20 protein-coding genes and 1 pseudogene are annotated in these 21,108 nt (G+C 48.9%); 5 read left to right on the top strand and 16 right to left on the bottom strand.

All coding sequences use genetic code 11. The annotated features are described in order from the left end of the window. The first annotated feature begins 59 nt into the window (after positions 1 to 59). Positions 60 to 1,034 (top strand): LacI family DNA-binding transcriptional regulator, encoded by a 975-nt coding sequence (locus tag AC0LWT_RS09355; protein WP_474681046.1) that lies wholly within the window; start codon positions 60 to 62, stop codon positions 1,032 to 1,034. 528 nt (positions 1,035 to 1,562) lie between these two features. Here AC0LWT_RS09355 and AC0LWT_RS09350 read toward each other — a convergent pair. The 3 genes from AC0LWT_RS09350 to AC0LWT_RS09340 form a co-directional block, all read right to left on the bottom strand. Beyond that, entirely contained in the window at positions 1,563 to 3,239 is a 1,677-nt protein-coding gene (locus tag AC0LWT_RS09350; protein ID WP_474680955.1) for an FAD-binding oxidoreductase, read from the bottom strand. 170 nt (positions 3,240 to 3,409) lie between these two features. Then, a complete protein-coding gene (locus tag AC0LWT_RS09345; protein ID WP_474680954.1) occupies positions 3,410 to 6,592 on the bottom strand; it encodes a bifunctional cytochrome P450/NADPH--P450 reductase in 3,183 nt (1,060 codons plus the stop codon). Between the two features lie 66 nt (positions 6,593 to 6,658). Further along, positions 6,659 to 7,024, bottom strand: coding sequence for an ArsR/SmtB family transcription factor (locus tag AC0LWT_RS09340; protein ID WP_474680953.1), 366 nt, complete (start codon positions 7,022 to 7,024; stop codon positions 6,659 to 6,661). Between the two features lie 327 nt (positions 7,025 to 7,351). Between AC0LWT_RS09340 and AC0LWT_RS09335 the strand changes: the two genes are divergently transcribed. Beyond that, positions 7,352 to 8,359: an FUSC family protein gene (locus AC0LWT_RS09335; RefSeq protein ID WP_474680952.1), complete on the top strand. Its 1,008-nt coding sequence runs from the start codon at positions 7,352 to 7,354 to the stop codon at positions 8,357 to 8,359. Here AC0LWT_RS09335 and AC0LWT_RS09330 read toward each other — a convergent pair. Genes AC0LWT_RS09330 through AC0LWT_RS09310 form a run of 5 tightly spaced genes read right to left on the bottom strand, consistent with a single transcriptional unit; the run spans position 8,337 to position 13,698 of the window. After that, positions 8,337 to 8,978, bottom strand: a complete 642-nt coding sequence (locus tag AC0LWT_RS09330; protein WP_474680951.1) for a nucleotidyltransferase family protein — start codon at positions 8,976 to 8,978, stop codon at positions 8,337 to 8,339. The genes AC0LWT_RS09335 and AC0LWT_RS09330 overlap by 23 nt on opposite strands. Then, entirely contained in the window at positions 8,975 to 10,018 is a 1,044-nt protein-coding gene (locus tag AC0LWT_RS09325) for an XdhC family protein (protein ID WP_474680950.1), read from the bottom strand. Before AC0LWT_RS09325 ends, AC0LWT_RS09330 begins: the two co-directional genes overlap by 4 nt. A gap of 13 nt (positions 10,019 to 10,031) precedes the next feature. Next, positions 10,032 to 10,502 carry a (2Fe-2S)-binding protein gene (locus AC0LWT_RS09320; RefSeq protein ID WP_474681045.1) on the bottom strand — a complete coding sequence of 157 codons (471 nt, stop codon included), beginning with the start codon at positions 10,500 to 10,502 and terminating at the stop codon, positions 10,032 to 10,034. Positions 10,503 to 10,523: 21 nt separating this feature from the next. Beyond that, positions 10,524 to 11,357 carry an FAD binding domain-containing protein gene (locus AC0LWT_RS09315; protein WP_474680949.1) on the bottom strand — a complete coding sequence of 278 codons (834 nt, stop codon included), beginning with the start codon at positions 11,355 to 11,357 and terminating at the stop codon, positions 10,524 to 10,526. Beyond that, positions 11,344 to 13,698 carry a xanthine dehydrogenase family protein molybdopterin-binding subunit gene (locus AC0LWT_RS09310; RefSeq protein WP_474680948.1) on the bottom strand — a complete coding sequence of 785 codons (2,355 nt, stop codon included), beginning with the start codon at positions 13,696 to 13,698 and terminating at the stop codon, positions 11,344 to 11,346. Before AC0LWT_RS09310 ends, AC0LWT_RS09315 begins: the two co-directional genes overlap by 14 nt. Before the next feature lie 154 nt (positions 13,699 to 13,852). Here AC0LWT_RS09310 and AC0LWT_RS09305 point away from each other — a divergent pair, with 154 nt between their 5' ends. Further along, complete coding sequence (locus AC0LWT_RS09305) at positions 13,853 to 14,074, top strand: hypothetical protein (protein ID WP_474680947.1); 222 nt, start codon at positions 13,853 to 13,855, stop codon at positions 14,072 to 14,074. 81 nt (positions 14,075 to 14,155) lie between these two features. On the opposite strand, the gene AC0LWT_RS09300 is transcribed toward AC0LWT_RS09305, so the two are convergent. Continuing rightward, the gene (locus tag AC0LWT_RS09300; protein WP_474680946.1) at positions 14,156 to 15,040 is read right to left on the bottom strand and encodes an SDR family oxidoreductase; all 885 of its coding nucleotides are present in this window, start codon (positions 15,038 to 15,040) and stop codon (positions 14,156 to 14,158) included. Positions 15,041 to 15,073: 33 nt separating this feature from the next. Continuing rightward, positions 15,074 to 16,057: an aldo/keto reductase gene (locus tag AC0LWT_RS09295; protein WP_474680945.1), complete on the bottom strand. Its 984-nt coding sequence runs from the start codon at positions 16,055 to 16,057 to the stop codon at positions 15,074 to 15,076. A 471-nt stretch (positions 16,058 to 16,528) separates the two neighbouring features. On the opposite strand from AC0LWT_RS09295, the pseudogene AC0LWT_RS09290 reads away from it, so the two are divergent. After that, positions 16,529 to 16,690, top strand: a pseudogene (locus AC0LWT_RS09290) (Tn3 family transposase); the annotation flags it as partial. 36 nt (positions 16,691 to 16,726) lie between these two features. Here the strand turns inward: AC0LWT_RS09290 and AC0LWT_RS09285 are convergent. Both AC0LWT_RS09285 and AC0LWT_RS09280 read right to left on the bottom strand, forming a co-directional pair. After that, positions 16,727 to 16,888, bottom strand: coding sequence for a hypothetical protein (locus tag AC0LWT_RS09285; protein WP_474680944.1), 162 nt, complete (start codon positions 16,886 to 16,888; stop codon positions 16,727 to 16,729). A gap of 133 nt (positions 16,889 to 17,021) precedes the next feature. Beyond that, complete coding sequence (locus AC0LWT_RS09280; RefSeq protein WP_474680943.1) at positions 17,022 to 17,546, bottom strand: DUF4303 domain-containing protein; 525 nt, start codon at positions 17,544 to 17,546, stop codon at positions 17,022 to 17,024. 199 nt (positions 17,547 to 17,745) lie between these two features. Between AC0LWT_RS09280 and AC0LWT_RS09275 the strand changes: the two genes are divergently transcribed. After that, a complete protein-coding gene (locus AC0LWT_RS09275; protein ID WP_474680942.1) occupies positions 17,746 to 18,156 on the top strand; it encodes a hypothetical protein in 411 nt (136 codons plus the stop codon). A gap of 147 nt (positions 18,157 to 18,303) precedes the next feature. Here the strand turns inward: AC0LWT_RS09275 and AC0LWT_RS09270 are convergent, their stop codons facing one another. The 4 genes from AC0LWT_RS09270 to AC0LWT_RS09255 all read right to left on the bottom strand — a co-directional run bounded on the left by AC0LWT_RS09270 (position 18,304) and on the right by AC0LWT_RS09255 (position 21,062). Beyond that, positions 18,304 to 18,819 (bottom strand): pentapeptide repeat-containing protein, encoded by a 516-nt coding sequence (locus AC0LWT_RS09270; RefSeq protein WP_474680941.1) that lies wholly within the window; start codon positions 18,817 to 18,819, stop codon positions 18,304 to 18,306. A gap of 96 nt (positions 18,820 to 18,915) precedes the next feature. Beyond that, positions 18,916 to 19,341 carry a hypothetical protein gene (locus AC0LWT_RS09265; protein WP_474680940.1) on the bottom strand — a complete coding sequence of 142 codons (426 nt, stop codon included), beginning with the start codon at positions 19,339 to 19,341 and terminating at the stop codon, positions 18,916 to 18,918. Between the two features lie 11 nt (positions 19,342 to 19,352). Further along, the gene (locus AC0LWT_RS09260; RefSeq protein ID WP_474680939.1) at positions 19,353 to 20,402 is read right to left on the bottom strand and encodes a hypothetical protein; all 1,050 of its coding nucleotides are present in this window, start codon (positions 20,400 to 20,402) and stop codon (positions 19,353 to 19,355) included. 27 nt (positions 20,403 to 20,429) lie between these two features. Next, the gene (locus AC0LWT_RS09255; protein ID WP_474681044.1) at positions 20,430 to 21,062 is read right to left on the bottom strand and encodes an SMI1/KNR4 family protein; all 633 of its coding nucleotides are present in this window, start codon (positions 21,060 to 21,062) and stop codon (positions 20,430 to 20,432) included. Between the last annotated feature and the right edge of the window lie 46 nt (positions 21,063 to 21,108).

Genomic DNA, 21,108 nt, shown 5'->3' with positions numbered 1-21,108 from the left:
TTACGAAAGAGAAAGTTGTGGTATATTTGAAAAACAAGCAGTCTTTAGGAGGGAACCCGATGGTCAACATCAAGGATATTGCCAAGCAGGCCGGAGTGTCGATCTCGACGGTCTCCTACGCCCTGAACGGCAGTCCTAAGGTTACACCCGAAACAAGCACCAAAATCCTTGCCATCGCCAAGGAATTGAATTATATTCCCAATGCTGCGGCCCGCCAGCTCAAAAAGCAGGAATCCCGCATTATCGGGGCGTTCCTGACCGACTTTACCGGCGCTTTCTGGGGCGACCTGCTCCAAGGTATGAAAGAAGTACTGAATCGCAAGGGCTACGACCTGATCGTCTGCAGCGGCATGCAGTCCCACCGGCTGCTCCCGGAGCGTATGATTGACGGGGCCATCATTCTTGACTTGACCTTCTCCGACGAGGAGCTGCTGGATTACGCGGAGCGCGGCCACAAGCTCGTCGTCCTGGACCGAGAGCTCAATCATCCGGCCGTGAACCAGGTGCTGCTGGACAATAAGGCCGGCGCTAATCTGGCGATGGACTATCTTATCGATACCGGGCACCGCAAGCTATATGTTGTGACGGGACCGCCGGATACGTTCGACGCCCGGCAGCGGATGTTCGCCGTCCGACAGACGCTGGCCCGCCATCCCGATATCGAGGCGGTCATAATCGAAGGCGACTTCAATAAAGGCTCAGGCGAAGAGGCCGGCCGCATCATTCTGGATTCGTATGACGGCCCGGTCGGCGTGTTCTGCATGAACGACGAGATGGCGATCGGCCTGCATAACTATGCGGCCCGCCGAGGCTTTCGGGTAGGCGAGGACTTCTCGCTCATCGGGTTTGACAACATTGATCTGACCCACTATCTTCAGCCGCGCCTCTCCACCATCGAGTATTCCAAGTACCGTTGGGGCGCTATGGCCTCCGAGCAGCTCCTCCGCCTCATCGCAGGCGAGGAAGTGGAACATGAGCGGATATATGTCTCTCTCATTAAGGGAGCTTCAGTGAAGCTTCGGAATGACGGGTAATCCGATGCGAATGGACTGACAAACAAATAGAGGCAGCTTTTCAGGAGCTGCCTCAGGCCGCCCGAGAAAGTCGCGACACTCAGTTAGGGTTAGGGCTATGGGAAACAGTGAGCCCTTAATTTGAAGGACAGCCGTTTTTTCCGGGTGCGCACCTCTCCTTGTGAGGTCGCGGTACTGAACAAAATGGGTAGGAAACATCGTGGTAGGGAAAAAGCCTGCGAAATGGCGCAGGTATTTTCTATGAAATCGGCTTGTTTTGGCGAAAATCCTGCAAAAGTGCAGGATTTTTCGCTGAAAGTGAACCTGAGCCCATGTCCCCGTTGAAAAGCCTGCACAATTGCAGGAATTTGTCGTAGCCAGCGATCAAGGACGCAAATTCATGTATTTTTGCAGGTTTTCTTCGTGCAGCAGGCAGGTTGGGGTTATCCCCTTTAACGTAGGGTTTTTTCAACAGCCAGTGGCAGCTTTTCAGGGGCTGCCTTCCGGTATGAGCAAATTCCGTTAAAATCTGCTTTATGATTATTGGTGTTATTGCCGGGCCGGCGGGATGCTCTGTGGAAAATTGAACATATTATTCGGGTCGTAACGGGCTTTAACTCGTGTCAGTCTGTCGAAATTACTACCGTAGTAGGCCTGCTGCCAGTGTTTGATTTGGAGGTCCGGCGTATTGACGTAAACACCGCGGGTAAAGGGGAGCATCGCCCTGCGGAAGCTCTCTACCCAGCGAATTCCCCGCCTCGCCTCCGCTTGTGTGTTCCAGGTGGCAGTGGGAGTTACATTATACAAGGCCCGGCGGTAGAAATAAGCTGTAGCCCGATTCGGCACCTTGGCCACCGCGCCGCCTAAACCGTGAAATAAGATAGAGACCGCAGAGGTAGGCGGCGATTCAATGAAACGCCGTATAGTGGCGATGGCAGCCTCGGGCAGCCGATGATAGACGTAGGGTCCGACGCTTTTAAAAGGATAAGGAGCTGTTGGCGTCGTCTTCGCTGCCAGCTCAACAGACTCAATCCACGGTATTTCCTCAATAACTACCTTCCGCGGCGACCCGGACCGAAGCAATGGCTGCAGCAATTGGCGGAGCTTTTGGGCCGATCCGAGGAAGACTCCTTGCATCAATATAGGGTAACTCTCCGAAGACTGCCGTCCGTTAGCTATCCCAAGGGTAACGGTGAGCTGCTCATTCGCGCCTGGAACAGTATAATCCTGCCAAGTCCGAAGCACTGGTTCAAGATCACGCAGGTCCCAACCGATTTCAGCAAAGCCGACCGTTTCAATCGGGTGAGTCCGAAAGCGGAAGTTCGTGCAGATTCCGAAGTTGCCTCCTCCCCCTCCCCGCAATGCCCAGAACAGATCGGCGTTTTGGCTGGCATTGGCGTGAATCGTGCGTCCGTCGGCGTTGACCATTTCGACATCGACTAAATGGTCGATCGTGAGACCGTAGGGTCGAGATAGAATACTGTGACCGCCTCCAAGAGAGACTCCGGCAATGCCTGTGGTTGGGCAAAGCCCGACCGGCACCACCAACCTTTCTTTCCAGAGTGCCGAGTTCAAGGCGCCTCCCCTAATGCCTGTCTGTACTGCGGTGATGCCGTGCCTGCGGTTCACATCCACCTGATGCATGTCGCTCACGTCAATCACGATTCCTCCGTTGACGACCGACAAGCCCTCGTAACTGTGACGGCCGGAACGCATGCGGATCGGTACGTTATGATAGCGGGCCCAACGTATGGCGTTGACTACATCCTGAGTTTTCTGAGCAAATACGATGACTCGCGGGAATTTGTTAAAGAAGGTGTTGAATTCCCGACGAGCCGAGTTATACTCACGATTCCCCGGTTCAACGATACGTCCGGTCAGTTCAGGTTCCTTGCCGCGTCTTAATATTCGAGGAGCGTATCGTTTGTCGATCAGTAATCCCGGCAACTTGTTTTTGGCCCACTTCTTTTTCAAGTTTCGCAGCACAGTATTACATACCTTCACTTTACGGGCTGGCTTTTTCACATTCAACCTTTTCACATCCCTTCCCAGCTCTCGAATACATAGGATGTTGACCTGAAAAAATTTGCTTGGATGAATGTGGAAAAGTAAAAGAAGGCCAAGAAAATCCACGAATAGCAGCAGCCATTCGCGGGGCGCCGCCACCGGCTCCCGCTCCATCATCAGTTGTGTTTCAAAGGCGGACGCTCCGCTCCTCCACCCCACACCTGACTCCCTCCGTTCTACTCTGTGCTTTGTGCTGCTCTTTACTCCCTATCCGGTCTGAAAGCCGGAATACGAAGTGATCCCAATGTTGGTTTTCATCGGTAACGATAGTTGAAAAACAGAAAAAAAGCAGGCCAAGACTGTAAGGTTCCAGTTTTGGCCTGCTTTTTTTATAAACCCGCCCAGACATCTTTCGCATAGCTTCCATTCGACTGAAGATTTGCCAACCATTTTTCCGCATCTTGTTTTTCAGCCCCATGGACAAGCTGATAAGCTTTCTGCAATGCGTTCTCTACATCCGGAGTCATTTTGCTGCCATCTCCGCATACGTAAATTCGCCCTCCGCCATCAAGAATGCGGATTATTTCCGCTGCATTTTCCGCCATCAAATGTTGTACGTAAGTTTTAGGTACGCCTTCCTTGCGGGAGAAAGCAGTATGAATCGTTACTAATCCGTCTTTTTCAAATTGTTCAAGTTCTTCGCGGTAAATATAATCGGCTTCGTTCCTGCATCCAAAGTAAAGATGAGCCTCGCCCAGCGATTTTCCTGCTTGCTTCATCATAGCACGACCCTGCAGAAAACCGCGGAAAGGCGCTACTCCGGTCCCGGGGCCCACCATAATTAAAGGTGTCTGCGGATCTTCAGGGAGCTGGAATCCGGATTCCGGTGTACGGACGAACATGACCATGTTTTCCCCGGGCTTGCGTTCAGCCAAATAATTCGAAGCAACCCCGCGATACTCGCCTTGTCCGCTCCAAGCAGCGCTCCGCACCACCCCTACTGTAATACCGGCACGTTCAGCGTTCATCCGCGGGGAACTTGATATCGAATAATATCGCGGTTTTAATGGAAGCAGCAGCTCCAAAAACTTCTCAAACGGAATTTCGCACGCTTCGTATTTTTCAACAAGATCAAGCATCGTAATCCGTTTCTTCAATATCTGTTCTTCGTATGTTCCCTCCTCTAACAAAGCTTCAAGCTCGCGCTTATGCGGAGGGCAAGCCGTAAAAGCGGCAACTTCGCGTATTTGGGCGCGGGAAGCGGCTTCCTGCACCTCTACACTATGGCTGAGCAGGTCACAAAGAGATACAGGCCGATCTAAAGGCAGATGGGAGCTGCTAACTCCGCTTGCCGTCAAAATCACTTGATCGTTTTCGCTCAAACGAAATCGCCGTAGAATACGGTTGACATTCTCTTTACTGTTGCTTGGGAAAACTCCGAGGTGATCGCCCTCCTGATACGTAACCCCGTTCGGCAATTCGATCTCGATGTGCCGTGTGCTTCGTTCGCTGCCGGACTGCTGAAGCTCGCGATTTTCCGCGACTATCCCGCGAACCGCTTCGTACGATTGAGCGAGAGGAGTTTCTGCCAAGCCGCTGACAAACTGAATGTTCAGCGTACTCCGTTCTTTTTCCGCATTTTCGTTCAGCTTTAAATCGAACGTCTTCATCGCATCGGTCCACATTTGTTTTTTCCATGTTTCAAACTGCTTTTCGAAGTCTCCGCTTGCATCGGCCTCTCCGCGAAGGGAGAATCTGGACGCTCCTGCTTCGGCAAGCTTCCGGTCGATGAATCTGGGTACCTCTTGATACGTAGAAGCCCAGTTGCGATCCCCGCAGCCAAATACGGAATAATGAACTCCTTTAAGCTCCCCCGCTTCAACCTGTTCCAACCATTGAACGAATTGTCGCGCATTGCCCGGTGGTTTACCGTTATAAGAAGAGGTGATGATTAATAAGGCGCCTTCCTTCGGCAAATTGCCTAACCGCTCATTAAGGGGGGCGGTTTCGCTTCGAATGCCGTGCAATCGGGCAATGTCCGCCAGTTCTTTTGCAATACGCTCTGCCGTTCCCATATTCGAACCGTAAAGAACGAGCAGCGGCCTGTTATTCACTCCGATGATGGAAGCTTTCTTCACTTGGTTATCAAGTTTTGGAGCATCGGCAACGGCATCATCAGGCTTGATTGCATGCGTATTAGTGACTTTCTTATCTCGCAATTGAACGCGTATCTTAAAATCTCCCGGTTTCAGCGTCAGCGTTTGCTTTATTTTCAACTGATAGTTCATATGATCAATCAATTGAAATTGTTGAAGGATCATGCCGATAACTAAAGCCGCTTCGTGCAGCGCGAACTGCATACCGATACAAGCCCGTTGACCGTTCCCAAAAGGTTTATACGCATGGTTTGGAACATTGGTCGGGTCTTCAAACCGTTCAGGGCGGAATTGTTCCGCATCATTTCCCCAAGCTCCCTTATCCCGATGAAGTTGGGGCAAAAGAACGGACAAAGACTCCCCTTTTTTAATGAGGTATTTTCCCCCGATCGTCGTATCTTCTCTAGCGTTTAGTCTAAATACAGGGGCTGTCGGCCATAAACGCAAAGATTCGCTTAAAATCATCCGAATATATTTAAGCTTTAGCACTTGTTCATAAGTCGGCACTGAGTCTGTTAGTACTTCATCCACTTCTGCGTAAGCCTTTTTTAAAACTTCAGGGTGCTTCAATAAGTAGTAGGTCGTAAAAGACAACAATCCGCTCGTCGTCTCATGACCGGCTATCAAAAATGTAATAATTTGATAACGAATATTTTCATCACTCAGCAGTTCCCCGGTTTCGGGATCTTTAACATTCAACATTCGGGCGAGCAAATCGGTTTCCCCGTGATCTCCGCTTGCTTTACGATCTGCAATGATTTTATCTACCAAGGCGAACATCGATTGAATATCGCGCTCGAACTGGTGTTTTGTTTTTAACATCAGTTTGTTTTGTATCGGCAGCCTGGTGCCATAATGCATGGCTTCATCCAGAGATCGAACCATGCTAACGATAAAAGGGTTTGGCGTTTCTCTGTAAAAACTATTGAAACGATAGCTAAATCCGCACAAGCCGATGGTGTCCAGCGTAAGCCGTGTCATATCTTCAGGAACATCGATGCTTTCGTCCGGGTTCAATCGCGCCCATTTTTGAACAAGCTGCGAAGCGATGTCGAGCATCATGCCGTGATACCCTTTCATCGCTTGTTGGCTAAATGAAGGCATCAGAATTTGATGCGCTTTCCTCCAATTGGGTTCCTCCGACAGACTTGTGAACAGTCCGTCTCCGGAAAATTCACGTACTTTACGCAGGTGATCGATGCCTTTGTCAAAACGCGACTCGTCACATACTTCGGCCACTAAGTCGGGCCCGGAGAGGACATACACATATTTTGTAAATCCCTCGAATTTAAAAATAGGACCGAACTCGTCGGCGATTTTACATAAAGATAATACCGGCAAATCCTTATCGATCAAGGGTACATTCCCGAGTGCGCCATATCTTTTCGGCTGGGGGATCGGCATTAATTTTTCCATAGAAAAACCCCTTTTCCATATTTCACTTTATATTATCCAACTTGGACGCAATGCCATACATGAATGTTAATTGCGCTTGAAAGGTCGATCCTTAAATTCGGTAATAAATGATTCAACATCGTCGAAAAGTTTTTTTAGTTTAAAAAAATCGCTATTTCTAATATCCAAATAATAATAATTCATTGTACCTTCTCGTCTAACGCCAATTAATTTTGCATCTTTCAACATTTTAAGGTGATGGGATACTGCCGGACGGGACAAATGAGTCTTTTTTGTAATCTCGCCGACCCGAATGCCTCGTCCGCTGTCACTTTCGCTTTCGATTAGCGCAATAATAATGGATTGACGCGTTTCATCCCCAATCGCAATTAATGCTTTTTGACATTCACTGAACTCTTTGGTCAACCGTTTCAAGCGTTCTTGTCTATCCATGTTCAGCCTCTCAGTTTAATGGTTTAATCTTATAAACTATAGTAGCACAAAATATAATGAAACATTCATTGGGAAAGAAAATCGAGACGTAAAAAAAGAACGCCCCCGCGCTTTCGCCTGGGTTGCGTTCTCCTTATTGCTTAGCTCAGTAACCCCCGTGCAAGCATCGATTCGGCGAGCAGGACGGCTCCTTTTCCGGCGCCCATCTTCGTATTGTGGGAGACCAACACGTATTTCGTGATAAATGAAAATCGCGATTGACATACTAGGGAAATGAATCAGATCATTCGGTGAGTATTTCGATGCCCAAGATTGGAGTTTAACGAAATGATGAATAAAATCATGGATTTTATCAAATACAAAGGGGTTGTATGGAAAATCCCTTTAGCCGCCGGGCTGTCATGGGAGCTTGCGGAGTGGGCCGGATCCAAGCATCCTTACCTCGCTCCTCTGACGGCCATATTGTCCATTCAATTAACCGTTGACAAGTCGATCCAATTCGCATGGCAGCGCATCGCGGGAACGATTGCCGGCGTCCTTTTCACCGTATCGTTAACACCTTATGTCGGTTTGAACGGCTGGAGCATCGGGCTCCTGCTTCTTATCGGGGCTTTCATCGTAAATTGGCTGAAATTGGATCATGCGATCCTGATTCAGGTTGCTCTCAGCATTTTATTGGTGTTGTATTTTCAGAGCAAGATGCCCGCCTACTCCCTGGATCGGATACGCGATACCGTTATCGGCGCGATCGTTGCCATCTTGATCCTTATTGCGGTATTTCCTCCCGATACGTTGAACATAGCCAAAAAAAAGATGCTCCATTTCGCGGACCATCTATCCAATCATTTTATTAACACCGCACTTTGGGTACAAGAGGGCTGTTCCGCTAATGAAGCGCAACATTTGCAAACTCGCTTGCAAACTTTATTTCAGGAGCTGCATCAAGCGACAACCGAGCTGGATAAAGCGGAGCAAAGTTTACGCTACAATCCTTTAGGTCAACAAAAACGCAATATTTTGAAACAATTAAACCGGCAAATGAACCGTCTTCGATCCGGCTATGCCAATCTTGCAGACATGATACGGGTTCTTGTGATATGGTCCGAAAGCGGCAATTTTACGAATGCGGATCATCGAATGTGGGCCGATTATTTGAACACGTTGGCGGATCTTGTACAGCAATGGAAACGTGTGTTGGACGATCCGGCGGCATCCGGCTCGGCATCCAATGAATCAGCCCTGCCAATAAAAGCGCCGGCCCATATGGCAAATTACCAGTACCCGCTTGCGTTATATACGAACGCTGAACAAGTCATTCAAGATTTCCGCCGATGATTTTTTCCAACAAAATCCTGTAATCGTCAGCCGTATCGACATCCATGAACAGATCCGGAGCTGTGAAATCGATGCAAATTCCCGATTTTTCCTTGCGGATAAGCTGTCTGGCTCCCTGATCGTTTTGCAATCGCAGGAGATCCGGAAACATCCGCTGCGCAAAAATGACCGGCGGCCTGGCCAAACCGCCATAGCTTGAGGCCACGAAACCGGTACTGCTGGCCGCCCGATGCGTTTGAAAGCATGCAAGCAGTTCATCGATCATCTCTTGTGCAACTAAAGGTTGATCCGCCAGTAATACCATGACGGCTGCCGCTTCCATCGCAACCGCAGCCTGTACGCCGCACCGCAGGGAGTGCGCTTGCCCCAAATGCGCTTCAGGGCAGTAAATAACGGACCATTTCCGACTGATCGGCTCCCGGTAAAAGGTGTGATCCACCCATTCCGCCTTAGGGCTGTTGGAGATGACCGCAACATGATCCAAACCGGAGCCCAAAGCAGCAGCCAGCGCGTAATTTCCCAAAGTCATAGAACCTGCCGGAAGCCGAAGCTTATCCGCACCCATTCGGGTGCTTTGGCCCGCCGCCAAATAGATGCCGATGATACGATTTCGCTTCATTGGATAACAACTTCATAGGCTCTTTTTTTCCTGAACGTACGTATGATTTCTGCGACAATGCTCACGGCGATTTCCTCCGGCCCCTCTGCCCCGATCGCAAGCCCGACGGGAGAATGAATTTCCATCTGAACCGGCACATCGATGAGCAGCCGTTTTGTTCTATTTTTCGATCCCAAGATGCCTAGATAGCAAAGCCCACGGTCGGAAAGAAGCCGAACCAGCTGCTGATCCCTCCTAAAATTATGAGTCATTACAACGGCGTAATCATAAGGCGTAACATGAATCATCCCTACCGTTTCCTCCGGAAACCCCAACAACATGCATTCAGCATTCGGAAAATAACGCCGCTCGCAATAATCGGGCCTCCAATCGGAGACGATGACGGCAAAACCGACGGCTGCCGCAAAAGCGGCAAGCGGCCTGGCGTCCGGTCCCGCACCAAAGATGAGCAGGCGGGGTTTGGGATAATACGTATGAACGAAAACTTCCGACTGCATGGATGAGACGAACTTCATTCCGCTCTTCCGCGAAGCCTCGGACCCGGATGCCAAATCCAACAATTCCGGCGGAATATCGCCCCGCCACTCCCCGAATAGGTGACGATCTCCGGTAACGAAACTATAATCGATGACAGAACCGTCCGGGCCGAACTTTTTCATGAGTATGACCTCGATTCGCTGATCCAGGTAATTTTTCAAGACACGTAGATGATCGGCGAACACACCTTGTACCGGTTCCATCGTGACATGGACAACACCGCCGCAGCCCGGCGATTCCCCCCAGGACAGCGGGTCTGCTGATTGCATGTCGAAGGCGAAGCTGCGGGAAACGCCTGTTTCCAACATATCCGGCACACAAGCCGAAAGATTCGCCTCCAAACAACCGGCGCTTAATACCCCGATCTGCGAGCCGTCTTCAAGAAACAGCATCGATGTCCCTTCTTTGCGGTATGCGCTCCCTTCCACTCGGGTAATCGTCGCAAGCACGCTTCTTTGACCGGTATGGTGAAGGGTCTCCAAAATACGGTGAATTTCTTCCAAACTTCCCCCCTCCTCAGCTCCCAGAGGATTCATGTTTCAGTGTAAAAATGGCCTGTACAGCCTTATGAATTTCTTCATAGGACGTACACCTGCATATGTTGGATTCCAGCCATACCCTGATTGTTTCTTCGTTCGCATGGGGATCGGCATTCCGCAAGCCCTCGCAGTTTACGATAAAGCCGGGAGTGCAATAACCGCATTGGAATGCCTGATTTTGAATAAAAGCTTGCAGTACCGGCGAGTTCGTCAAGCCCTCGATCGTTATCACTTCTTTTCCGCCGGCTTCCACGGTGAGCATCATGCACGATTTTATAGGCGTACCGTTTACCAAAATCGTACACGTACCGCAGTCTCCGTTGTCGCAGCCGGACTTACTTCCCGTGAGGCCGAGGTTGTCCCGAAGCGTGTATAAGAGTATATCCGCGGCTCTTACTCGAACTGTACGCTTTTCGCCGTTAACTGTAAATTCTACCGGATACATCATAGGATCGCTGGCTGACATGCTTCACCTTCTTTCCAATATATGCACCGCGTCGGCTATCGTTTGCCGAAGCACAAATTTCCGGTAAGGGGCGGATCCTTCCGCATTATCCAGCAATGGAGCGGGAAGTTCGCCGATCGCCTGTTCAATTCTGGCTGCCGGCGGCATCGAGGAGTCGTTCAACGACCGCTCGATTTCGACGGAGCGAAACGGGAATGCGCAAACGCCGCTGAATGCGATCCGAATCTGCCTGTTTTTCTTAAGAGCAGCCGCGGTTACGAGAGGATAGCCGACATTGCCGATCTGCCTTTTTTTGAAATGAACGAACGGCAGCGACACATAGTCTCGGTCTGTTAAAGTTTGTACAAGAAACTCTCCTTGCTGCAATCTCAACTTCCCTAAAAAAACGTGGTGAATCGGAACCTCTCTTATTCCTTGTATTCCTGCTATGATCATCCGGCTGTTTGCCAACAGAAGCGGGAGCACAGACTCCCGATAATGAATGTTGCCGCAAATGTTTCCCCCGAGCGTGATTTGATTCCGGGCTGTTTGGTCGGCGATTCCTTGCGCCGTTTGACTGAGCAGCGGGAACGGATTCGCCTCGGACAAAGCTGATAACGTGACGCAAGCTCCGATTACGAGCTTATCCTTATGCATTTCCATAACGCTGCACTCCGGAATGGATTTCAAATCGATCACAGCTCCCGGATGAATGGAGTTAGTTCGAGACCATGTGATAATTTCCGTCCCTCCGGCGTAATATAGCGGCTTCTTCCCTTGTTTGTGCAGCAGCTGAAACCGCTCAACTGCCTTCTGCATGGAGGAAGGTCTGTAGTATTCGAAATCAAACGGAATCATGGATTGTCCTCCAGATCGTCTCGGGCGTCAGAGGCAAACGATTAAGCTCTACTCCGGCGGCAGCGGCCAGGCTATTCGCTAATGCTGCGGGCATGCCGATCAACCCATGCTCTCCAATCCCCCGCAATCCGTAAGGCGCTTCCAAATGAGGCGTCTCGACGAATTCAACGAAGTACGCCGGCTGCTCGCCATAACGTATCAATTTGTAGGTTCGAAATTGCGGATTGAGGATGGCGCCTTGATCATTGAATAGAAAAGCCTCCCGGCTGGCAAGGCTTAAGCCAATACTCATAGCGCCCGTAATTTGGCCGCGGGCTAATTCCGGATTGATCACCCTGCCGGCATCGATGACCGTCGCCGCCTTAACGATTTTGTACGTGTAATCTCTTGTATTCCATTCCACTTCTACCGCTTGGGCGCCTACCGTCCACTCCGGGCCTGGATTTCCTTTGCCCGTCTCTGGGTCCAACATGGTTAAATTTCGCATCGCATAGCTCCCGCGGCCGATGACTTGACCGCCGATCGTATTCCCGTTTGGGAATGTGTATCCGTTCGCGATTTTTTCGATTTCGATCCCGATTTGGGGGCGATCTTTACGGTAAACTTTACCTCCTCCGACATCCAGGTCTGTCGGCAAGCATTGCAGTACGACCGAGGCAATGTTTTTTAACCCGGCGATCGCGTCGTCGGCCGCCTTCAGAGCTGCATTGCCGACTAGAAAAGTGCTGCGGCTTGCCACCGTTTTCCAATGGTGAGGATCGGATTCGGTATTTACATCCGTCGAAATATGGATCATCCGGTCATCCATACGCAGCCGTTCGGCCAACAATTGCGTAAGCGCCGTCCTCGTGCCCTGCCCGATCTCTACTGCACCGCACAGCAAATTAACGCTTCCGTCGGGATTAAACACAACAATAGCTCCCGCACCGGCGTCCGTCGGGGTACTCGAATTTTTCCAGAAACAGCATACCCCTTTCGCCTTGATGAGATGGCCGTCGGTTTCGGGCAGGGACCGGTCGTCCCAGCGGATTAATGATTTCAGTTTTGCAATGCACATGGGCAAATTGCCGACATTGCTTCTATTCAGCAAGGTTTGTGTCGGGGATGTATCCCCCGGTCCTATCGCATTATAAAACCGGAATTCCAAAGGATCCATTCCCAAACGGCCCGCCAATACATCCATCGCGCGTTCCATGGCGAACGTCATTTCCGGATGGCCGAATCCGCGGAACGAGGTGGAATAGGGGCGATTGGTGTACATGCATAAGGAATCGCAATGTACGTTATCGATGCGATAAGGCCCGGTGCTGTCGGCAGCTCCCGCCCTGCTCATGACCGCACCTCGATCCGAATAAGCACCGCCGTCATACAGATGCAAAATTTCCGCGGCCATTAATTTTCCCTCACGGGTACAGCCAAGTTTGATGATGGCATCCAATCCGATATGGACCGGAGAAGAGATCATGTCCTGCTCTCTGGAGTTAACCAATTTAACAGTTTTTCCACCGACTGCACGGGATGCCAAAAAAGCAAGAAATTCCATCTGAATCGCCGCTTTGCCCCCAAAACTGCCTCCGACCAGAGGCGTGTGGACGACGACTTTGTGAAGCGGAATTTGAAACGACTGGCTGATTGCTCTTTGGATAATATAGGGCGATTGCGAAGCGGAATGAATGATCACTTTTCCGTCGGGGAAAATCTCTGCCGTACTGCACCGCAATTCCAATGCAGCGTGATCCGATTGCGGTAAACTGACCCGGACTTCAATCATATGATCGCTTTTTTGCCATCCTGCTTCCATATTCCCCTTGCGTATTTTGGTTCGGTTCGCAATGTTGGTTCCCGGTTCCGGGTAAACCTCTTCGCGCCGCTTGTACGCGGCAAGGTGCTCATGTATGAGCGGAGCATCTTTCTTATAAGCTTCGGTTGGAGAAAGTACGGCCGGTAAAAGCTCATAATCCACTTTGATTTTGAGTGCCGCCATCTCTGCCATATATTCTTGTTCCGCGACAACAAGGGCGACGGGTTCACCGTAATACCTCACTTTGTCAATCGCGATCGGCGGCCGATCGGCCAGTGGCGACCCGGTCAAAATCGGGTAATCGTTTCCCGTGATAACCGCTTTTACACCAGGGATTTTCATGGCTTCGGACGAATCAATCGATTTTATTTTCGCGTGAGCATGGGCGCTGATCGCTATTTTGGCATGTAAAAGTCCCGGTCTCGGATTATCGTTCACATATCTCGTTGTTCCTGTAACTTTCTCCCAAGTTTCCTTTCTGGGAATGCTTTTCCCAACCGATTGAACGATCTCAGCCCCCTCCTTTTCCAAGTTCTCCATATCTCATATATATACAGGATTTGTTGTCCGTATTATCGTTGCTGGCTTTGTATATTTTTCGGAATTTTTTCCAATCGGTTAGGGCAAGATATGTTTCGGGACTACGCTGGCAAAAAGAAGCATGTCCCATCACATTAACGAGGAGTGAGACAGAATGGCTGAAAAAAACGATCGCGATGCTGAGCGCAGCACGAACGATGTGGCCGGCGTTGACGCCGGAGAAGCTGTAGGAACCGTGAGCGGCGGTGTCGCTGGCGCCGTCGTGGGTTCTCTTTTGGGACCTGTCGGCACTGTTGCAGGCGGCATCGCAGGGGCGGCATTGGGCAACAAAGCCGGTGAAGGCGCAGGAGATAATGACGATAAGGATTCAGAATAAACGGCATCTGCATTAAAGCAAAGCAGGGTACCGGGGAAACCCCTGTACCCTGCTTTGCTTTATAAACGGGGTGGTACCAGCTCACACCCAGCCTTGTTGATGAGAAATCGACTTTTTCAGGACCTCTCTAAAACTCATTGGGGGTCGACCGATCAAATTAGCTAGAGCAGGATCGACTTGCGCGAAATCGCCCTGACGGCTCGCTAGAAACATCCCCATCCGCATATTTACACTCGCTTCCGGCACACCTTGAGACATCATGCGGTCCCGAAACTCTTCGTCCGACACAACGATTCGACGGATGGTCCGCCCCAAGACCTCGGAAGCGATTGCCGCAATCCCTTCCATGTCAATTGCTTCGGATGCCGTAAGATTGGGAGTCATGCCATCTAATTTCTGCTCGCTTATGATCGCCGCCGTAGCTTCGGCCAAGTCGGAGTGGGTTGTCCAGGCAACCGGACCGTCCTCAGGAGCGATCAATTCCCCAGTTTTTATTGCTCCGCCGATCAACATTAGTACCGATGCGGCGTAGTAGCCGTTACGGAGCGACGTGAAGGCAATACCTGAAGCTTTCAGCAGTTTTTCGGTAGCTGCATGGTGAATCATAGGAGCGAAGTGTGATGTCGGGGAAGAACCCATGTGACTTGTGTACAGCACCCGACTAGCCCCTGCTTTCTTTGCCGTGTCAATCGCTGTTTGATGCTGCCGGATACCATGCGGGATATCAGCCTCACCCAGGATGCCGGACGAAACGATGAAAACCTGCGACGCCCCCTTGAAGGCGTGGTGCAAACTTTCGGCATCGCCGAAATCGCCCCGACGGACACGAACTCCACGTTCCTGAAGCTCTTGTGCCTGATTCGGATCGCGGACGCTGACACCGATCTGCTCGGCAGGTACGCGCTTAAGTAACTGCTCTACCACAGCCCGACCCAATTTCCCGTTGGCTCCGGTAACGATAATCATGACAATAACATCCTTTCATTTTGTATATAGTGTTTATCCACGAACAGTCTTACCGTTTCTAAATTGCATATTAGGGAAAGAAGCGCCGGCTATCTCATTTTCGGGTATCGCTTCTTCAATTTTCTTAATATCGTCTTCAGTCAGACGAATATCAAGCGACTGCAAAGCCTCTTGAATATGAGCCGGTGATACGGTTCCAATGAGCGGTATGATGTCTTCACCCTTGGATAATATCCATGCAAGCGCCAGTTGGGATACCGTCATTTGTTTATTTGCGGCGATCTCACCCAGCTTCTTGGCCAGAGCAACATTTTTTTCTATATTTTCTTCAAAAAATAACGGGACGTAGCCGCCTTTGCTCTTTTGGATTCGCTCCTCTGTCCAATTGCCGGCAAGAAGCCCATGAGCCACCGCCCCAAAAGCGACAACACCGACCCCCAATTCCCTTGCTATTGGCAAAATATCTTTTTCTATTCTTCGGTTAAAAAGCGAGTATTCGACTTCCACCAAGCTGATCGGATGTGTTGCATGCGCTCTTCTCAATGTCTCTGCATCGATCTGGCTGACCCCGATATGCTTGACATAGCCGGCCTGAACCAGTTCGGAAATGGCACCGATCGTTTCTTCAACAGGGATACCCAGATCGATCCTTGCAGGCTGATAGAGATCGATATAGTCAAGATGGAGTCGTTTGAGCGAATAGGTAAGATAGTTCTTAACATGATGGGGGGAGACATCCAGTCCGTACAGGGATCCGTCAGGCGCATTCAATACCCCAAACTTCAGCGAGATAAAATATTGATCTCTTTTATACCCCTTCAACGCTTCGCCAATGACCATCTCGCTTCGGCCTGCACCATAGAAATCCCCCGTATTAAGATGATTGATTCCACTCTCCAATGCGGCATGAATGGCGGCAATGCCGGTGCCTTTAACGGCTTCATCGGCATTTGACATGTGACCGCAACCGAGTCCGATTCTGGATAGATCCAGTCCGTTTTTTTGACAATTCATCATGATAACCTCCTAAATTATATTTTGTAAAATAAGTAGCCACCTACATAATTATTTAAAAAAATAAACGAATACATAGCAAATTCATAGCTTTGGCAGCTGCTTTTCAACGTTTTCAAAAGCACGGGTCAGCAGAGAAACAAACATGGCTTTTTCGGCATCTGACATACCTTTGGGTGACCAATTCTTCAGATTTCGATAAGGCACCACTCCTCACGCCCGTCGGCAGGGTTACTATTGCGCGTGATATATCCGGATTTCCCCAGACCGTTCATGTCGAAAACACTTTGCATAGGTTTCTCCTTGGGTTTGTGTAGATGTCTACACTATATATTCAGTTTTTAGTTTTGTCAATGATAAGTTTCAGATGTGTCGTTGTGCTGTTGACGATGTTACCTCATGGTGTCACCTAAAAGATATGACACAGGAGAAGATGATGACATTGATTCGGATACCGGTCATCATTATTTGCCGATATCCGAAGTGGTGAATGCGATTTTTCGCGTTCGGATGCAAGAGATTTGGGGCAATGCCACGACATCCTGTGCATCGGATTCTAAAAAATTCGGCGCATGGGATCAAAATCTTATGACGGAATGGCATATCCGGTACCGCGGCCGCGGCGTTATGATTTTTTGACACGTTGAGAAGAACTCGGCAGTCGTTGGAAGTCTATTCAAAACTTGCAACTACCGATGCCCAGCAGGAACTGTCGTTATCGGAGGGGTCCTTAGCAGTAAAGGCGGCCATGAAATTGGCGGTCTTATCCATCTGCTGTTCAAAAAAAATCGACAGGTCATCATCGATTACGTCACGCAACATCACGATTTCCATTTTACGTATTCTCCCGTTTGTTCAGTAAGAAAAAGCTGATCGGCGAAGATTAGTATTTGTCTCCGTTACAGTGAACAGGCAAGAAGTGATCAACATATTTTTCTTGTTCAGCGTCAAATAGTTACCGATTGCATCATCCAATTTGGGTGTACCAATTCCGGAATTCCAGAGCAAGTTCAGCTCTGCTCAATCGGGCAATCCATTCGGGTTCCAGTGCATGTGTGGTGTCCGATACGGCAAATACCAATACCCCCGATTCGTTCATATCAAGGAAAAAACCTTCCTTATTCAGCGAATCAAGCGCTGCCACACAGCACTCGTATACTTTCTCTTTAAATTGCTCGTGGCGTTCCGCCGATTTCATGCCCTTCACTTCGTTATACAATAGATTGGATATTTCCGAAAAACATTCGGCTCCTTCAAATTCATGATCCCATTCCCCCGGACTCCAGCGATAGTAAACGGCATCATCAGGGTCGCCGGCAATCATTTTGTTCAAGTGATCGGTTGAGTTTACCGCCGGACAAACGGTGATTGCGTCTGAGTCGGAATACAAGGCGTAACCGCAAAAACGCTGTCCTGGATATTTGTTTCTGACCCGTTCGAACGCCTCCTTGGCGGCCGCCTCGATTTTTGATTGCAGCACTTGAAAATCCATGTTTCTCTCCTTTGTTCTTGTTTAGTTTGCATAGTACACTTTACCGATTCTCCAAACTTCAAGCGAAGTCCTTCCCCCTGAAAAACCGAATTTAGTTTGTTGCATTTTTTTCCATAGATGTGAGGGTTGCAACCAGTACAGTTGCGTAAAACGTTGTTTCTTATGTTTTCACCCAATCCAATCTCAAGGAGGACATTTTATGAAATTTAAAAATGTATTCGCATTTATGAGCGCGTTGGTATTATTTTTCTCGATTTCGGTAAGCGCATTTGCAGCTACTACCTCTATTGCAATTCCTGCTAATAATGTAACTGGAACACTTGGTTCCGTAAGTGATTCGCAAAACTATACATTTACAACGCCTACTGGATCCAAAAAGCATTTTTATTACAAAATAGATGGACCTTCTGACCAGATTTATAAAGTTTCTGTTTACAAAACAAACGGTTCCACAGCATCCGGCTCTGTCATTCAAGGTGTACAAGGGTACGCATTATTAGATGCTAATACAAGCTACAAACTGGTTGTACAAGTGTACGGTCAGAATTATGTGCTAGCTCAGATCATACGTTTTACATTACTGCTTACTACGGCAACTAGTAAAGCATAACAGGATCGAGAGACCCTCACCTCTTGACGCTGTTAAACAGAAAGAACCCCGCGAACCATTTATCTTTGGAGATCGAGTTATCGATACAAAGATTAAATGAGGAGTAGGGTTCTTTTTTTGTAAATCAAGACAGAAATCACCACCTATTTAGTCAACAATAGTAAACCCAGGAATTCTCTGCAAAAGCGCGCGTATTTCGCTCAAAGGCAAACCGCTCTTCTTAGCCAACACACTGGCATCGCCAATTACAGCGACACATTCCCGATCCTGATCCGTATAAATATCCAAAATCAAGCCGATCTTGTTCGGCCATTGTTGCGAGATTACAAAATCCCGCGCTTCCGCCGGATTCAACAGGCAAAAGCATGGCCATTTGGGAATAAGAATCCCGCTCATGTCACAGTTCAACATTCGGCATTCGTGCATGCGGGCGGATGAAAAATCGCACTCTGACACGGATGATCTGTCCATATCTTCCCAATCGCCAAAATCACAGCCGGAATAATTGCCCAAGAACTTGACGCGCAAGAAATGTACGCCCTGAAAATGAAAGTCCTTCAAGGCTTTCTTTTGATCGAAAACTCCTCCATACATCCTCACTCCGGCAAAAGTCATCCCTCGCGTATCAGCCTCCGAAATTACGGCGCAATCATGCAGCTCCATGTTCGGGCCCAAAATAGTTACCTGATCCCGCTTAAGCTCAATCGTTTGGCTGGAAAGCACTTGAATATTCATCTTTTCTCCTTTGTCTTGCACCATTTATGTTGATAAATCAATATCTCCAGTATATTCTATCGTATACCAATTAACGGAAATTAGGAAGGTAAGACTCTCGTCAGAAATGAAATACTCCATACCATGACTATTTTCCATCAATAGGGAAATATTTTTTGCGTCATCAACTATCACAACATCGCACTTATTTATAAAGTTTTGCTCGAAAAATAGGAATGCAGGGGCGCTTTTCATGAATAAGGAAAAGGAAAATTCGTTCGCGTCTGCGGACACTTTATTTGCACTTTCACCGATGGAAAGGTGCCCTTCCGTCTTCCAAGGCTTATATTTTTCGAGTACCGCGAAAATATATTCGCAGCCCTGCTCCTTCGGAAGCAAGGCCGCTTTTATGGACATCAGCTCCGCGACGCGCATCAACTCTTTCGCATGACTAAATTTATGCAAATCCATGGCTTATCACCTCAGATATGATTTTTGCCGCCGCTTGCCCAGACCTGCAATTCTAATTCTTGCTTTATGCCCATTTCCATTCTCGTTCTTAATTGCACATACTTTTCCATCATCGGATGATCGTATCCAAAGAAAGTGCTGATTCTGCCTGTCAACGTGTCATCCTCATGCTCATTACCCCACTGAAACAACTCCTGGTAGAGGTCGATTACAGACTCTTGATTGAGCGGAGAAAACCTTACAGGGTGCGGAACATCAGCCAATTTGAATTCCAACAGATCGTGCAAAACATGAAGCCAGTGTTCCATCGTTCGTTTATCAGGGGTGTGGGCTTTGAGATCCGAGATGAGTTCACTGAACGTTAGCTCGACCATTTGCATGGACATGTAGCCCCACCAATGGCTCCCCGTTCCATTGCCGTACATTTCCCAAAACGGCTCCATTAATATAGATTTAATTTGCTTTTTCTGCGTACTGCCAAACATGGAGATGCCAAGGATCAGCCCCGCATTGCAATCCGTTGATGCCTGTTCTCCCCACGCAAGCAGCCTGGGAACGATTTGTTCATTAGCGAATTTAAAGCTCAGAGCGGGTAAAAGTTCAGGGAAAAGCGGCTGCCCGTATACCTTTTCCAACTCGCTCTCCAACCGTTCCCGATGCGATTCACAAGGAAGGTGCAGCAGCCCGAGACAAGCATCTGTACAAAGATGCCATTCGTTAACACCGATGCAATCCACCATATAATCGATATATTTCTCATACCCCAAATACCCCATCACATGAAGAACCTCGCTGGGCATTCCTTCCTTAAGCCGCCCCTGCTCAAAGCAAAAACGATCGATCTCCTCCGCCATGGCCAAGTCTCCGCATCTCATAACAGGGTCAAGCAGCAGCGTGTACCTGTAATCGGAAGGCTGCTCTGCGAACATTTGAAATAAAGCCGCTGCATCCTCCCGGGCTCCATACTTAGAGGTTATGCGGCAATAGGATGCAAGAACGCCTGCATCTATCTTTTGACCGGATCTCAACAGTTGAATAAGCTTTTCTGTGTTTGGAATCATCGCTACACTCCTGTTTATATGTATGACCTACCAGAATCGGCGCTCTTCCAGCGGTACCTCCCAAACGATTTCGTCGAGCCATGCCTCGTACCACTGCAAAAAGGACATATGGCCAAGATCTTCGCCTGAGAGTGTTTCAGGGAATACTCCGCCAAAATCTCCCCGGTAGTCGCTCCACACTTTTCCATATTCGCTACCTTTTACAACAAGTAGGCCCAGGCCACCGCCGCCCCAATCGCATACACGGATAGCACCGGCTATCCGGTCGACCGAAAAGTAATATTCCATCAAATCGTCTTTATCCGGGGAACCCTCCTCCATTGCGCGTCTTAGCGGCTCATAGTTCCAAGCCGATACATACGCGAAATCTTTTCCAGTATGAATGGTATCATGATTTCCTGCGGGTATCCGCGGGTCTATGATCGTTTCCGCGCTAAGCGGAACGATTCCACGGCCGGGACCAAACCCTCCATTCCCTATTTCGGACAAAAAACACTTGAAATCATCGGGAATTTTAATATTCAATTTTTTCTCAAATAAAGAGATTTCATCAGCGTTGAGCGTGGGATTAAAGGATATTGTTTCCTGCTGAGGAGGAAGCGTTATTTTTTTCTTCCTAATTTCATTTATTTTTTGCAAAATGGATTGAACAGACATCATGAGCACTAGCGCACACTCCTTTAGAAGCGTCTTATGACATCATTCT

The sequence above is a fragment of the Paenibacillus sp. sgz302164 genome (genome assembly GCF_056120505.1).
This window is presented reverse-complemented; position numbering and strand designations above follow the sequence as displayed.